This is a genomic window from Streptomyces hilarionis (assembly GCF_024539675.1).
GTDB classification, from domain to species: Bacteria; Actinomycetota; Actinomycetes; order Streptomycetales; family Streptomycetaceae; genus Streptomyces; species Streptomyces hilarionis.
On sequence record NZ_JAHHIT010000108.1, the window covers coordinates 18457 to 32874 of the forward strand.

9 protein-coding genes are annotated in these 14418 nt (G+C 74.0%); 6 read left to right on the forward strand and 3 right to left on the reverse strand.

All coding sequences use genetic code 11. The features are described 5' to 3' along the window. Positions 1-7: 7 nt before the first annotated feature. Positions 8-2218 carry a mannosyltransferase YkcB-related protein gene (locus KMS84_RS25165; protein ID WP_256918733.1) on the reverse strand — a complete coding sequence of 737 codons (2211 nt, stop codon included), beginning with the start codon at positions 2216-2218 and terminating at the stop codon, positions 8-10. Between the two features lie 138 nt (positions 2219-2356). On the opposite strand from KMS84_RS25165, the gene KMS84_RS25170 reads away from it, so the two are divergent. The 5 genes from KMS84_RS25170 to KMS84_RS25190 all read left to right on the forward strand — a co-directional run bounded on the left by KMS84_RS25170 (position 2357) and on the right by KMS84_RS25190 (position 10500). Next, positions 2357-3214: a serine hydrolase gene (locus KMS84_RS25170; protein ID WP_256918734.1), complete on the forward strand. Its 858-nt coding sequence runs from the start codon at positions 2357-2359 to the stop codon at positions 3212-3214. Positions 3215-3537: 323 nt separating this feature from the next. After that, positions 3538-7263 carry an ABC transporter ATP-binding protein gene (locus tag KMS84_RS25175; protein ID WP_256918735.1) on the forward strand — a complete coding sequence of 1242 codons (3726 nt, stop codon included), beginning with the start codon at positions 3538-3540 and terminating at the stop codon, positions 7261-7263. A gap of 127 nt (positions 7264-7390) precedes the next feature. Further along, complete coding sequence (locus KMS84_RS25180) at positions 7391-7945, forward strand: hypothetical protein (protein ID WP_438818981.1); 555 nt, start codon at positions 7391-7393, stop codon at positions 7943-7945. 96 nt (positions 7946-8041) lie between these two features. Further along, a complete protein-coding gene (locus KMS84_RS25185) occupies positions 8042-9454 on the forward strand; it encodes a S28 family serine protease (RefSeq protein ID WP_256918736.1) in 1413 nt (470 codons plus the stop codon). Positions 9455-9672: 218 nt separating this feature from the next. After that, complete coding sequence (locus tag KMS84_RS25190; RefSeq protein WP_256918737.1) at positions 9673-10500, forward strand: hypothetical protein; 828 nt, start codon at positions 9673-9675, stop codon at positions 10498-10500. Positions 10501-10550: 50 nt separating this feature from the next. Here KMS84_RS25190 and KMS84_RS25195 read toward each other — a convergent pair whose 3' ends face one another. After that, positions 10551-12335 carry a glycoside hydrolase family 3 protein gene (locus KMS84_RS25195; protein WP_256918738.1) on the reverse strand — a complete coding sequence of 595 codons (1785 nt, stop codon included), beginning with the start codon at positions 12333-12335 and terminating at the stop codon, positions 10551-10553. 136 nt (positions 12336-12471) lie between these two features. Continuing rightward, the gene (locus tag KMS84_RS25200; protein ID WP_256918739.1) at positions 12472-13386 is read right to left on the reverse strand and encodes a LysR family transcriptional regulator; all 915 of its coding nucleotides are present in this window, start codon (positions 13384-13386) and stop codon (positions 12472-12474) included. 100 nt (positions 13387-13486) lie between these two features. On the opposite strand from KMS84_RS25200, the gene KMS84_RS25205 reads away from it, so the two are divergent. Continuing rightward, positions 13487-14418: EamA family transporter (locus KMS84_RS25205; RefSeq protein WP_256918740.1), on the forward strand; the 932-nt coding region annotated here is incomplete at its 3' end.

Sequence of the window (14418 nt, forward strand, 5' to 3'; positions counted from 1 at the left end):
CGGCCGGTCAGCTCACGTCGGACGGGTCCAGTCGGTAGACCGTCGACCCGCTGCCCTGCGCGGCGGACGAGGCCTGCGCGGCGGCGGACGACGCCGAAGTCCCGCCGTACGCGCTCTCCTTGACCGCCGTGCCGTTCTTCTGCACCCAGGCGGTGATCTCGGTGAGCAGGCTGTTGTTCCCGCCGCCGGGACCGCCGCCCCCGCCGAGCCGGATGTAGTGCAGCTCGCCGTCCCTCACCAGTTCCTTCAGCCTGGCCAGGGTCATCGCGTTGTCGGAGCCGGTGAAGCCGAACATCGAGATGACGGGCTTTCCGGTGCTCAGGATCAGCCGGCCGGCGCTCTGGGAGTCGGACACCGCGATCAGCCAGGTGGCGCCGTCCTGGTGCTTCTCCAGGTACGAGGTGAGGGCGCTGTCGGCGCCGTCCGTGCCGCCGTCTCCGCCCATGCCGCCGCCCCTCCCTGCGCCCATGCCCGAGCTCGTGCCTCCGCCCGCGCCGGAGCCCGTTTCGCCGGGCGCCCCGCCGGGCGTCGTGCCGTTTTGGCCCTCCGGCGCGCCGCCGGGGAGCTCGCCGCCCGCGCCGCCGCGAGGAGGCGCGCCGTCGCCGCCCAGGGGGCCGCCGCCGGGGAACTCCCCGTCGACGCGCCCCTGTCGGCCGCCCGGTGTCCCGCCGCCCGGACCGCCCATGCCGCCGCCGGTCGACGGGCCGGCGGTCGGGTTGGTGCCGCCCATCATGCCGCCGGCCGATCCGAAGGCCGGTGAAGCGGCGTACGCCGTCGGGCCGGCGAGGGCCGCCACGACCGCCGCGGCGAGGGCCGCGCCGAGCAGCCGCATCCGCAGGCCGGAGCGCGCCGAACGCAGGACGCACAGGCCCGCGACCGCCAGGACGGTGAGCACGCCGACGGCCGGCCACAGCCAGGGGTTCCAGTCCGTGGCCCGGCGCAGCAGGACCACCGCCCACACTCCGGTCACCGCGAGCCCCGCGGGCAGCACCCACGACCAGCGGCCGTCACCGTCGCGCAGGGCCCGCCACAGCAGGACGCCGCCGCCCCCGCACAGCGCCGCGACGCCCGGGGCGAGCGCGGTCGTGTAGTACGGGTGCATCGTGCCCTCGGCCAGGGCGAAGGTCAGGTAGTGCAGCACGAGCCAGCCGCCCCACAGGACCAGGGCGGCACGCGTCGTGTCGGTGCGCGCGGCGCGGCCGCACCGCACCAGACCGCCGACGAGCGCGATGCCCGCGAAGGGGATCAGCCAGGAGATCTGGCCGCCGAGGACGTCGTTGAACATCCGGCCGATGCCCGCCGTCCCGGCGAAGGTGCCGCCTCCGCCTCCGCCGCCCCCGCCGTTGCCCTCGCCGCCGAGGACCCGGCCCAGGCCGTTGTAGCCCATGATCAGGTCCCAGGCGCTGCCGTCGGTCGAACCGCCGATGTAGGGGCGGTCGTCGGCGGGCACGAGGGACACGGCCGCGGCCCACCAGAAGCTGGAGACGGCCAGCGCCACGGCCGCCAGAGCCAGGTGGACGGCCCTGCGCCGCCAACCGGCCCGCGACGCGTACAGGTACACGGCGAGGACGGCGGGCAGGGCGATGTAGCCCTGAAGCATCTTGGCGTTGAACGCGAGCCCGAAGCAGACCGCCGAGCCCAGCAGCGGCAGCAGCCGGTCCTCACGCGTGGCGCGCAGCGCGAGGGCCGCGCCGCCGACCATCAGCAGGACGAGGATCGTGTCGGGGTTGTTGTCGCGGTCGATGGCGACGGTGATGGGCGTGAGCGCGAGCACGAGCGCCGCGAGGGCGGCCGCCGCGGGCCCGAACGCCCGCTTGACGCAGGCGTGCAGGATCCAGATCGTGCCCAGCGCCGCGGCGATCTGCGGCAGCATCATCTGCCAGGTGCCGAAGCCGAGGAGCCGGCAGGACAGGCCCATCGCCATGAGGGCCAGGGGCGGCTTGTCGACGGTGATGAAGTTCCCGGCGTCGAGCGAGCCGAAGAACCACGCCTCCCAGCTCTTCGTACCGCTGTACACGGCAGCGCTGTAGAAGCTGTTGAGGCTGCTGCCCGACAGGTTCCAGCAGCAGAGCACCGCCTCGAGGACCAGGATCGCGAGCAGCGCGGGCAGGGACCAGCGCGGCGCCCGGTCCGGTGGCGGGGCCCCGGTCGCGGACGCCGGCGGCGCCCAGGCGGGGGACACGGTCGGGTGGGTGAGGGGATCGGTGGCAGCTGTCACCCTGCGCATGCTGTACGGCCGTTGTGGGTGGCCGCTGTGCCGGGGCTGGCCGCCGCCTGTGAGAACCCGTCGGCGGATCCGAAGATTCGTGCGACGCGGTCGTACAACCTTTCCTGGGAACTCATGTGTCAACTGGGCATGAATCAGGGGACATCCAGCACGACACGACGAGCACGCCTGCTCACCGCGGCGCTCGGCGCCGGACTTCTCGTCACCGGGGTGGCCGCCACGCCCGCCTCGGCCGCCACCTCGACCGTGAGCTGCACCTCGACCAAGGCCGCTCTGGCGACCAAACTGAAGAAGGACATCACCGCCGCGGTCGCGGGCCGCCGGGGCACCGTCGCCGTCGGCCTCTACGACCGCACCGCCGAGACCACCTGCTTCCTGCGCGGCTCCACCGCGTTCGACTCGGCCAGCGTCGTCAAGGTGACCGTCCTGTCCGCGCTGCTGTGGGACGCGCAGAAGACCGGCCGGGCGCTGACCAGCCAGGAGAAGTCCCTCGCCACCGCCATGATCACCAAGTCGGACAACGCCTCCACCTCCACCCTGTGGAAGCAGCTCGGCCTGACGAAGATCCAGGGCTTCCTGACCGCCGCGAAGATGACGCAGACCAAGCCCGGCGCGGACAACTACTGGGGCCTGACCCAGATCACCGCCAACGACCAGCAGAAGCTGCTGAAGCTGCTCACCGCCAAGAACGCGGTCCTCACCGACGCCTCGCGCGCCTACGTCAACACGCTGATGGGCCAGGTCATACCCTCGCAGCGCTGGGGAACGCCGTTCGGGCGGCCCTCGGGCGTCACCTGGCGGGTCAAGAACGGCTGGCTGTCGCGGGCCACGCAGGCCTGGCGGGTGCACAGCATCGGCACCTTCAAGGGCGGCGGCCACGACTACGTCATCACCGTCCTGACCCAGGGCAACGCCACGATGGACTACGGCATCGCGACCATCCAGGGCGTCGCGAAGGTGATCCACCGGGACCTCGCGGCGTCCTGACGACCGTGCGGCCCGTCGTCCGTCCGGAGGGCGGGCCGCACGACGTCCGGCGAAGGCTCCGCCGGGCGTCGCGAGGGCGCCGAGGGGGGCGGCCGGGCGCCCGGCCGTCGCCCCCTGTCGCTCCCGGTGATGCGTCCGTCACGCACGGCGACCGTCGTGCCGGGCGGCCGCGGCCCCGTCCGCGGCCCTGTTCCCGCCCGTTCTCGCCTGTTCCCGCCCGTCCGGGTCCGCCCGCGCGACGCGCGTTTGTTGCGGAGGGATGAAATCCGCTTGCTTCGGCGTTGGTGCCTTCCGGCAGAGCAGGACGACAGGAAGGCACCGGCGTGGCAGCGCAGCAGGGGGAGCGGCGGAGCTGGACGCACAGACTGGCCCGGTACGCCTGGCGTCATCCGGCCGACGTGGTCCTCGCCCTCGGCTCCTCGCTGGGCGGCATGGCCGTCATGGCGCTGGTCCCGCTGGTCACCAAGGTGATCATCGACGACGTCATCGGCGACCACAGCCGCGGCATGGCGCCCTGGGCCGGGGCCCTGATAGCCGCCGCCGTGCTGGTCTACGCCCTCACCTACGTGCGCCGCTACTACGGCGGACGGCTCGCCCTCGCCGTCCAGCACGATCTGCGGACCGAGATGTTCGACACGATCACCCGGCTCGACGGCCGCCGGCAGGACGAGCTGTCCACCGGCCAGGTCGTCGGCCGCGCGACCAGCGACCTCCAGCTCATCCAGGGCCTGCTCTTCATGCTCCCGATGACGATCGGGAACCTGCTGCTGTTCGCGATCTCCCTGGTGATCATGGCGTGGCTGTCGCTGCCGCTGACCCTGGTCGCCCTGGCCGTGGCGCCCGCCCTCGCGTACATCGCGCGGCGCAGCCGGACCAGGCTGCACCCCGCCACCTGGTACGCGCAGGCTCAGGCGGCGGCGGTCGCGGGCGTGGTCGACGGCGCCGTCAGCGGCGTCCGCGTGGTCAAGGGCTTCGGTCAGGAGGACCAGGAGACCGGCAAGCTGCGCGAGGTCGGCCGCCGGCTCTTCGCCGGGCGGATGCGCACCATCCGGCTGAACAGCGCCTACACCCCGGCCCTCCAGGCCGTCCCCGCCCTCGGCCAGGTCGCCATGCTGGCCCTCGGCGGCTGGCTGGCCGTGCGCGGCCACATCACCCTCGGCACCTTCGTCGCCTTCTCCACCTACCTCGCCCAGCTCGTCGGCCCGGTCCGGATGCTCGCCGTGGTGCTCACCGTCGGCCAGCAGGCCCGCGCGGGCACCGAGCGCGTCCTGGAACTGATCGACACCGAGCCGTCGATGCGGGACGGCGCCAAGGAGCTGCCCGCCGACGCCCCGGCCACGGTGGAGTTCGACGACGTCGCGTTCGGCTACGACCCCGACCAGCCCGTCCTCGACGGCCTCACCTTCGAGATCCGCCCCGGCGAGACCCTGGCGGTGGTCGGCTCGTCCGGCTCCGGGAAGTCCACGGTCTCGCTGCTGCTGCCCCGCTTCTACGACGTCACCCGGGGCGCCGTCCTCATCGGCGGCCACGACGTGCGCGAGCTGACCCTCGACTCGCTGCGCGCCGCGATCGGCCTGGTCCCCGAGGACTCCTTCCTGTTCTCCGACACGGTCCGCGCCAACATCGCGTACGGCCGTCCCGACGCGACCCAGGAGCAGATCGAGGCCGCCGCCCGCGCCGCCCAGGCCGACCGGTTCATCGCCGAGCTGCCCGACGGCTACGACACCACGGTCGGCGAGCACGGCCTCACCCTCTCCGGCGGCCAGCGCCAGCGCGTCGCCCTGGCCCGGGCGATCCTCACCGACCCGCGCCTGCTCGTCCTGGACGACGCGACCTCCGCCGTGGACGCCGGCGTCGAGCACGAGATCCACGAGGCCCTCAAGCAGGTCATGCGGGGCCGCACGACCCTGCTGATCGCCCACCGCCGCTCCACCCTGAACCTCGCCGACCGCATCGCCGTGCTCGACGGCGGCCGGCTCGCCGACCTCGGCACCCACGAGGAGCTTCAGAAGCGCTCCGCGCTCTACCGCCGCCTGCTCACCGACCCCGACGAGCTCGGCGCCGTCTCGCCCGGCCACGCGCTCCAGGTCGCGCCGAGCGAGGACACCACCGTCCGCGAGGAGCTGGACGCCGAGTTCGACGCCGAGCGCGGTGTGACCCCCAGGCTGTGGACGGGCGACCGCGAACCCAAGGACACGGCCCTGTCCGGGTCGCCCGCCACCCCCGGCCTCCTCGCCCAGGTCGAGGCGCTGCCCCCGGCCCTCGACACGCCGGACGTCGACGAGCGGCGCGCCGTCCGGCCCGAGGAGTCGTACGGGCTGCGCCGGCTGCTGCGCGGCTTCGGCGCGCCCCTGCTCGTCAGCCTCGCGCTGGTCGCCGTCGACGCCGGGACGAGCCTGCTGCTGCCGGTGATGATCCGGCACGGCATCGACCAGGGCGTGACCCGGGCCGCGCTGGGCGCCGTCTGGGCAGCCGCCCTGCTCGCCCTGCTCGCCGTGGTCGTGCAGTGGGCCGCGCAGACCGGCGAGATCCGGATGACCGGCCGCACCGGCGAGCGGGTCCTCTACACCCTGCGTCTGAAGATCTTCGCCCAGCTCCAGCGCCTCGGGCTCGACTACTACGAGCGCGAGCTGACCGGCCGGATCATGACGCGGATGACGACGGACGTCGACGCCCTGTCCACGTTCTTGCAGACCGGCCTGGTCACCGCCTTCGTCTCGGTCGTCACCTTCTTCGGCATCATGGTCGCCCTGCTGGTGATCGACGTGCAGCTGGCGCTGGTCGTCTTCGCCACGCTCCCGCCGCTGGCCGTCGCCACCTACTTCTTCCGCAGGGCGAGCGTCAGGGCGTACGAACTCGCCCGCGAGCGCGTGTCGACGGTCAACGCCGACCTCCAGGAGTCCGTGTCCGGGCTCAGGATCGTGCAGGCCTTCCGGCGCGAGCGGGACGGCGCGGCACGCTTCGCGGAGCGCTCCGACAGCTACCGCCTGGCGCGTATCCGGGGCCAGTGGCTGATCTCGGTCTACTTCCCGTTCGTGCAGTTCCTGTCGTCGGTCGCGGCCGCGGCGGTCCTCATCACCGGCGCGGGCCGGGTCGACGCCGCGACGCTGACCACCGGCGCCCTGGTCGCCTACCTCCTGTACATCGACCTCTTCTTCGCCCCCGTCCAGCAGCTCTCCCAGGTCTTCGACGGCTACCAGCAGGCCACCGTCTCCCTGGGCCGCATCCAGGAGCTGCTGCGCGAGCCGACGTCCACCGCGTCCGCCGACCAGCCGGTGGAGGTCCGCTCCCTGCGCGGCGAGATCGCCTTCGAGGGCGTGCACTTCGCGTACGGCGCCGCCGACGAGCCCGAGGAGGCCCTGAGCGGCATCGAGCTGCGCATCCCGGCCGGCCAGACCGTCGCCTTCGTCGGCGAGACCGGCGCGGGCAAGTCGACCGTCGTCAAGCTGGTGGCCCGCTTCTACGACCCCACCGCGGGCCGGGTCACGGTCGACGGCGACGACCTGCGCTCCCTCGACCTCACCTCGTACCGCCACCGGCTCGGCGTCGTCCCGCAGGAGGCGTACCTCTTCCCCGGCACCGTCCGCGACGCCATCGCCTACGGCCGGCCCGGGGCCACCGACGCCGAGGTGGAGGCGGCGGCCCGCGCGGTCGGCGCGCACGAGATGATCGCCACGCTCGACGGCGGCTATCTGCACCCGGTCGCCGAGCGCGGCCGCAACCTCTCCGCGGGCCAGCGCCAGCTGATCGCACTGGCCCGCGCCGAGCTGGTCGACCCGGACGTGCTGCTCCTCGACGAGGCGACCGCCGCCCTCGACCTCGCCACGGAGGCCCAGGTCAACCAGGCCACGGACCGGCTGGCCGGCCGCCGCACCACCCTGGTGGTCGCCCACCGGCTGACCACCGCGGCCCGCGCGGACCGCGTCGTGGTGATGGACCACGGCCGGGTGGTGGAGGACGGCACGCACGACGAACTGCTGGCGCTGGAGGGCCGCTACGCCCGTCTGTGGCGCACCTTCGTGGGCGAGGACGAGCCCGCGGCCGTCTGATCCGCTCCCGGGCCCGGCCGCGCCCACGGCCGTGGCCGCGCAACCATCCGACGGGTGTCGGGCGTCCGTACATCAGTACGGCTGACGCGAGCGGCCATCTCGTACGGGGAACGTGGGAGGACGGATCGTGGGCACAGGCGCTTCGGGGCCGAGTGGGCCGACCGGGCTGAAACGCCCGGCAGCGAGGACGGGGACGACGGGGGAGAGGGCGGCGACCGGCGCGGACGGCTCGCGGGCGACGGAGGCCGCGCAGGACGCGCGGGCCGCTGCGGGCGCGAGGAGCGCGCGCGGCGCGAAGGGCGCGGCGGGCAGGCGGGTGGCCGCGGGGCTGATCCTTCTGATCGTCGCCGCTCTGCTCGCCGTCGCCGCCCCGGGCGCCGCCCAGGCCGCCACCGCCACCGGCTGCCCGGGCCGCAAGGTGCGCACCCTGCCCTTCTCCACGGGCTCCGTGCAGATCTTCCGCGACGGCGGCTTCGTCTGCGCCGTCACCGTGCAGAGGCACCCGGGCACCAGGCGGCTGATCTCGGTGAGCGTGCAGGCGCGCGGCCTTCGCGCCGTGGCCAAGTCCCGTCGCCACACCCTCAGTTCGCCCCCCGCCCGGGTGTACGCGGGCCACCGCTACGTGCGGGTCACGGGAACGGTGACCGGCGGCTCGTACCGTTCCGCCTGGTTCCAGTGCTGAAGATCCCGGTGAAGTGCCAAGCCCCTCTGGTGTGACGGGTGTTGCTCCGATACCTTCCGGCGACGCACATCTGTCTCACAGGGAGGGTGCACGCGCATGCGCAAGGCGCTCAGATGGCTGCTCGCGCTCATGGTGCTCATAGGCACACTGAGCACGGCGGGAGCGGCCACCGCCGCAACACCGGAGGCCGTCGACATCAAGGACCGGCTCCTCGCCGTGCCGGGCATGAGCCTGGTCGAGGAGAAGCCGTACCCCGGCTACCGCTTCTTCGTCCTCAACTACACCCAGCCGGTGGACCACAGGCACCCCGCGAAGGGCACGTTCCAGCAGCGGATCACCGTGCTGCACAAGGACGTCAGCCGCCCGACGGTCTTCTACACCGGCGGCTACAACGTCTCCACGACGCCGGGCCGCCGTGAGCCCACCCAGATCGTGGACGGCAACCAGGTCTCCATGGAGTACCGCTTCTTCACCCCGTCCCGCCCGTCCCCGGCCGACTGGTCCAAGCTGGACATCTGGCAGGCGGCGAGCGACCAGCACCGCATCTTCACCGCGCTGAAGAAGATCTACGGCAAGAAGTGGATCTCCACCGGCGGCTCCAAGGGCGGCATGACGGCCACCTACTACGAGCGCTTCTACCCCCGGGACATGGACGGCGTCGTGGCCTACGTGGCCCCGAACGACGTCGTCAACGACGAGGACTCGGCCTACGACCGCTTCTTCGCCTCCGTCGGCACCAAGGAGTGCCGCGACCGGCTGAACGCCGTGCAGCGCGAGGCGCTGGTGCGCCGGGCGCCACTGGAGAAGAAGTACGAGGCGTACGCGGCCGAGAACGGCTACACCTTCACCACCATCGGCAGCCTGGACCGCGCCTACGAGGCGGTCGTCCTCGACTACGTCTGGGGCTTCTGGCAGTACAGCCTGCTGTCCGACTGCGCCTCGATCCCGGCCGACGCGGCCACCGCCACGGACGACGAGATCTGGAACTCGGTCGACGCGATCTCCGGCTTCTCCGCCTACGCCGACCAGGGCCTGGCGACGTACACCCCGTACTACTACCAGGCGGGCACCCAACTCGGCGCGCCCACCATCCACTTCCCGCACATCGAGAAGAAGTACGTCCGCTACGGCTACCAGCCGCCGCGCAACTTCGTCCCCCGCGACATCCCGATGACGTTCCAGCCGACGGCCATGCGCGACGTCGACTCGTGGGTGCGGCACAACGCCCGGCACATGCTCTTCGTCTACGGCCAGAACGACCCGTGGGGCGCCGAGCGGTTCCGGCCGGGCAAGGGCGCGAAGGACAGCTACGTCTTCACCGCCCCCGGCCTGAACCACGGCGCGAACGTGGCCGGTCTCGTCGCGGACCAGAAGGCGCTGGCCACGGCCCGCATCCTGGACTGGGCCGGCGTCCCGGCGCCGACCGCCTCCCAGGCCAGGCCGCTGGCGAAGTTCGACGCACGACTGGACGTGCGCGACATCGAACGAGAGCCCACGCTGCGCCCGTAGCGCGACACCCGTCCCCCGGACCGTGGGCGCCCGAGCAGCGAGCCCGGACGCCCACGGCCCGGCGGGCGAGGCGCGCGCCCCGGGGGGGCCGGCGCCACAGGCCCGGTCCGGCCGCCCTACCGCACGTTCCGGTGACCCGTGCCGGAAACCGGCGAATCCCCCGGCGCGGCGCCGGCGCCGCGGGAGGCTACGCGTCGTCGCCTACCGCGGAGCCGCCGATGCCGTGCCACCCCCCGGCCCTCGATGTGAAGACGATCGCCGAGCTCTACTCGCAACTCTCCGGAGTGCTGGCCGGATTCGCGCTCGCGGCCGTGTTCATCATCATCTCCCACTTCCTCGGCGAGGCCGCGCCGCCCGGCCGCCGGGACGGCGTACTCCACCACGCGCTCCCGGCGCTCATCGCCGCCCTGCTCGGGCTGATCTTCAGCTCGCTCACCTACTGCATCGTCGCGGCCGACGGAGACAACGCGAGCCGCGCGCTGTTCGAGCACCTCCTGGCCGGCGTCGGGTTCTCCGTCGCCGGAGCGCTGCTCGTCCTCGCCGCCGTCCTGCTCATCGAAGGCGTGCTGCCCCACGATCCCGTCCACTACGCGCGGCGTCTGCTCGGCCAGTGCGCGCCGCTGCCGATGTTCGCCCTGCTGTGCGAGGGCGTCTACGCCCACGGCAAGGCGTACCACGGGGGGCGGGCCCCGGGATGGCTGGGCATCCTGATCGCCGTGCTGCTGTCCGCACTGCTCGCGGTGTCCGTCCTCGGCTATGTCGCCTACGGGCGGCCCGCGCTGGACGGGATCCGGGTGACCGGCGGCGCGGCCACCCGGACGATCGCGGTGCACGGTCTGTCCGTCGTGACTCTCTGCCTGGTGGGCGTCGTGACGACGATGGGTCTCGCCCGCACGGGCTGTTCCGTGCCCGAGGGATCCGTGGTCGTCGTGCTGCTCTGCGGATTCCTTGCGTCCGTCGGGCTGTGCGTGTGGCTCTTCGTCACCCGCCCGGCCCGCCCCGCGGCCCCGGTCCCGGCTCCCGCTCCGGCGCCCCTGACCCCATGACGATGCGTCGGGCGCCGGCACGGGTCGGGTGAACAGCCCTGCCCACCGTGTCAGTAGCCCAGACCGTGGCCGATCGGGTACAGCACCCGGGGCGGGTCGTCCGGGCGTTGGACGGGGACCGGGAGGCGGCCGCGGGGGGAGACCGTGCCGGCGATCACGCGGGCGGCCGCGCGCAGGTCGACGTCGCTCCAGCAGTAGGTCGCCAGGCAGGCCTTCGCGGACGGGAGGTGGGCGACGTCGTAGGGGTTGCGGACGGCCACCGCCACCACCGGGCGTCCCGTCGCGGTCAGCTCCCGCACCAGGGTGCGCTGCGAGCTGTCCGCCGTGACGTCGTAGGTCGTCACCACCACGGCGTCGGCCCCGGCCGCCGCGGCCGCCGCCCGGGTGATCGTCTCGGGGGAGGGGTCCGTGCCCGTGGACAGGGCCGTCGCCGTGAAGCCGAGCGCGGTCAGGGCGGCGGCGAGGACCTCCGTGGGCGGGCCCGTCGTGCCGGACGGGGAGGCGGGGTCGGCGCCCAGCACCAGGATCCGGGGGTGGGTCCGGGAGGACAGCGGGAGCACGGGCCCCTCGTTGACGAGCAGCGTCGTGGTGCGCTCGGCGAGCCGGTCGGCCGCCGCCAGATGCGCCGGGGCGCCCACCGTCCGCCCGACGTCGCCCATGCGCACGTAGGGGTCGTCCAACAGGCCCAGCCGCGCCTTCAGCCGCAGGATCCGCAGCACCGACTCGTCGAGCCGCGCCTCGGTGAGCTCGCCGGCCCGCACGGCGTTCAGCACGGCGTTCCAGGCCACGTCGAGCCGGGGCGGGTTGAGGAGCTGGTCCACGCCCGCCCGCAGCGCGAGCACCGGCACCCGGTCGTCGCCGTACTTCGTGCGCACGCCCGCCATGTCGAGGGCGTCGGTGATCACGACCCCGTCGAAGCCGAGCCGTTCACGCAGGAGGCCGGTGACGACGGGCCGCGACAGGGTGGCGGGATCGCCGGAGGGGTCGAGGGAGGGCACGACGATGTGCGCGGTCATCAGGGAGTCGACGCCGGCCGCGACCGCCGCCCGGAACGGCGGCGCGTCCAGCGCCTCCCACTCCTCGCGCGTGTGGGTGATGACGGGGAAGCCGGTGTGGCTGTCGACGGCGGTGTCGCCGTGCCCGGGGAAGTGCTTGCCGGTCGCCGCGACCCCGGCGGCCCGGTAGCCCTCGATCTCGGCCGCGACCAGGCCGGCCACCGCGTCCGGGTCGGCGCCGAAGGAGCGGACGCCGATCACCGGGTTGGCCGGGTCGACGTTGACGTCGGCGACGGGGGAGTAGTCCTGCCGGACGCCCATGGCCCGCAGCTCACGGCCGGAGAGCAGGCCGAGGGTGCGGGCGTCGGCCCGGTCGCCTCCCGCCCCGATCGCCATCGCGCCGGGGAAGAGGGTGGCCGGTCTGCCCACCCGGCAGACGACGCCGTGCTCCTGGTCGGTCGAGATCAGCACCGGCAGACCGCGCGGCTGCCCGAGGGACGCCCGCTGGAGGCCGTCGGACAGCTCCGCGATCTGGTGCGGATCACGGGTGTTGTGCGCCCACGCGAAGTAGACGACCCCGCCGAGCCGGTAGCGCGCGATCACCTCGGCGGCGGTGCGCACGCCGAAGTCGGCGAGGTTGGCGTCGGCGTCGGCCGGGTCGGGCGCGGTCGCGGAGTGGCCGTGCACCCGCGAGACGAAGAGCTGACCGACCTTCTCCCGCAGGGTCATGCGCGACAGGAGGGCCTCGGGGCGGCGGTCGTCCGCGCGGGCCGTGCCGCCCGCGGCGAGGGCGGCGGTGACGCCGGCGGTGGCGGCGAGAACGGTGCGTCTGGAGGGCATGTGCGCTCCTTCCGGTGGGGGACCGGTGGCGCACGCTACCCGCGGCGGACCCGCCGCCGGCGCATTGGACGGGGCGCGCCGACGACCGCCGGACGGCGGGCCGGGCGCGGCGCGCCGAAGGGGGCGGCCCGTCTCCTCAGGGCCGGTGGGACGACACGTGGGGCCACTGCTCGCGCAGCACCCGCACCGTCTCCGCGATCGCCGGTCGCCGCGCCGCCCCCGTCCGCCACAGCGCGTACAGCCGTCGCACGGGCGTCGGGTCGAGCGGCACCTCCACCGCGCCCGGCGGCAGCGGTCCCCGCCCGAGCCGCGGGATGAGGGCCACTCCCAGCCCGGCCGCGACCAGGGCGACCAGGGTCGGGTTCTCCTCGGCCGTGTGGACCAGGTCGGGCTCGTGGCCCGCCGCGCGCAGGGTGCGCATGAGCCAGTCGTGGCAGACCCGGCCCGGCGGCTGGCAGATCCAGCGCTCGCCGCCCAGTTCCTCGCGCCGCACCCCCGTCCGCCCGGCGAACGGATGCCCCTCGGGGACCAGCAGGTCGCACGCGTCGTCCCCGATCAGCGCCTGCTCGACGCCGGCCGGGGCGGGCAGCGGGGCGATGTCCCAGTCGTGCGCGACGGCGATGTCCACGGCCCCCTTGGCGACCAGGTCCACCGACAGATGCGGGTCGACCTCGGTGAGCCGGGTGTCCAGGGCGGGGTGCCTGCGGGCCAGGTCGGCGAGGACGCCCGGCAGCAGCCCGCGCGCCGCCGACGCGAACGCGGCGACGGTCAGCCGCCCGGACGGCACCCCGCGCCGTTCCTCCAGCTCGGTCTCGGCGCGTTCCACGATCGCCAGCAACTCCTTCGCCGCGGCGACCAGTTGCAGCGCCTCGTCGGTGAGCCGGACACCGCGGCCCTCCCGTTCCAGCAGCACGGTCCTGGTCTCCCGCTCCAGCTTGGCCAGCTGCTGGGAGACGGCCGACGGCGTGTAGCCGAGGGCGGCCGCGGCCGCGCCGACCGTGCCGTGCACCGAGACGGCGTGCAGGGCGCGCAGACGCTGGAGATCGAGCACGGCGGACTCCTCGGACGCGGGAACAGATCAGCGTTGCTTCATCCAACCATGCAGCAATCATCGCTGGTGCTTCACGGTCCGGGCGGGCGATCCTCGACGCATGCGACCCGCTCACCTCGCCCTCGCCGTCCTCGTCGCCGCCGTGTGGGGCGTCAACTTCACCGTCATCGAGATCGGCCTCGGCCACTTCCCGCCCCTGCTCTTCTCCGCGCTGCGCTTCCTCGTCGCGGCGCTGCCCGCCGTGTTCCTGGTGGGCCGCCCGAAGACGGCCTGGAAGTGGATCCTGGCGGTGGGACTCGTGCTCGGCGTCGCGAAGTTCGGGCTGCTGTTCGTCGGCATGGACGCGGGCATGCCGGCCGGCCTGTCCTCGCTGGTCCTCCAGATCCAGTCGGTGTTCACCGCCGCCATCGCCTTCGCCGTGCTCGGCGAACGTCCGACCCGCGTCCGTCTGCTGGGCATGGCCGTGGCCCTGGCCGGCATCGGCGTGGCGGCCGCGGACGAGGGCGCCTCCGGCCCGCTCGGCGCGTTCGCCCTGGTCATCGCGGCGGCCGCCTGCTGGGGCGCGTCGAACGTGCTCACCCGCAAGGCGTCCCCGCCGGACGCGCTGAACTTCATGGTGTGGGTGAGCACCGTCCCGGTCCTGCCGCTGCTCGGACTCTCCCTGCTGACCGAGGGCCCGGACCGGGACCTGGCCGCCCTGCGCGCCCTGGACTGGCAGGGCGCGGGCACGCTCGTCTACGTCGCCTGGGTGACGACCGTCTTCGGGTTCGGCGCCTGGGGCTGGCTGCTGCACCGCCACCCCGCGTCCACCGTCGCCCCTTTCTCGCTCCTGGTCCCCGTCTTCGGCATGACGTCGGCCGCAGTGTTCCTGGGCGAGTCGGTGAGCGGGCCGCGCTGGTGCGCCGCCGCGCTGCTGGTGGGCGGGGTGGCGCTGACCTCCCTGGCGCCCGCGAGGAAGGCCGCCTCGACGGTCCTCCCGGGGCCCGCCGCCGCGACCGCTTCCCCGGTCGCCCAGGGGCCCGCCGCCCCCAC

Coding starts and splice junctions, on each gene's coding strand:
- KMS84_RS25170 (WP_256918734.1), top strand. CDS start 2,357: ATGAATCAGGGGACATCCAGCACGACACGACGAGCACGCCTGCTCACC.
- KMS84_RS25185 (WP_256918736.1), top strand. CDS start 8,042: ATGCGCAAGGCGCTCAGATGGCTGCTCGCGCTCATGGTGCTCATAGGC.
- KMS84_RS25190 (WP_256918737.1), top strand. CDS start 9,673: ATGCCGTGCCACCCCCCGGCCCTCGATGTGAAGACGATCGCCGAGCTC.
- KMS84_RS25195 (WP_256918738.1), bottom strand. CDS start 12,335: ATGCCCTCCAGACGCACCGTTCTCGCCGCCACCGCCGGCGTCACCGCC.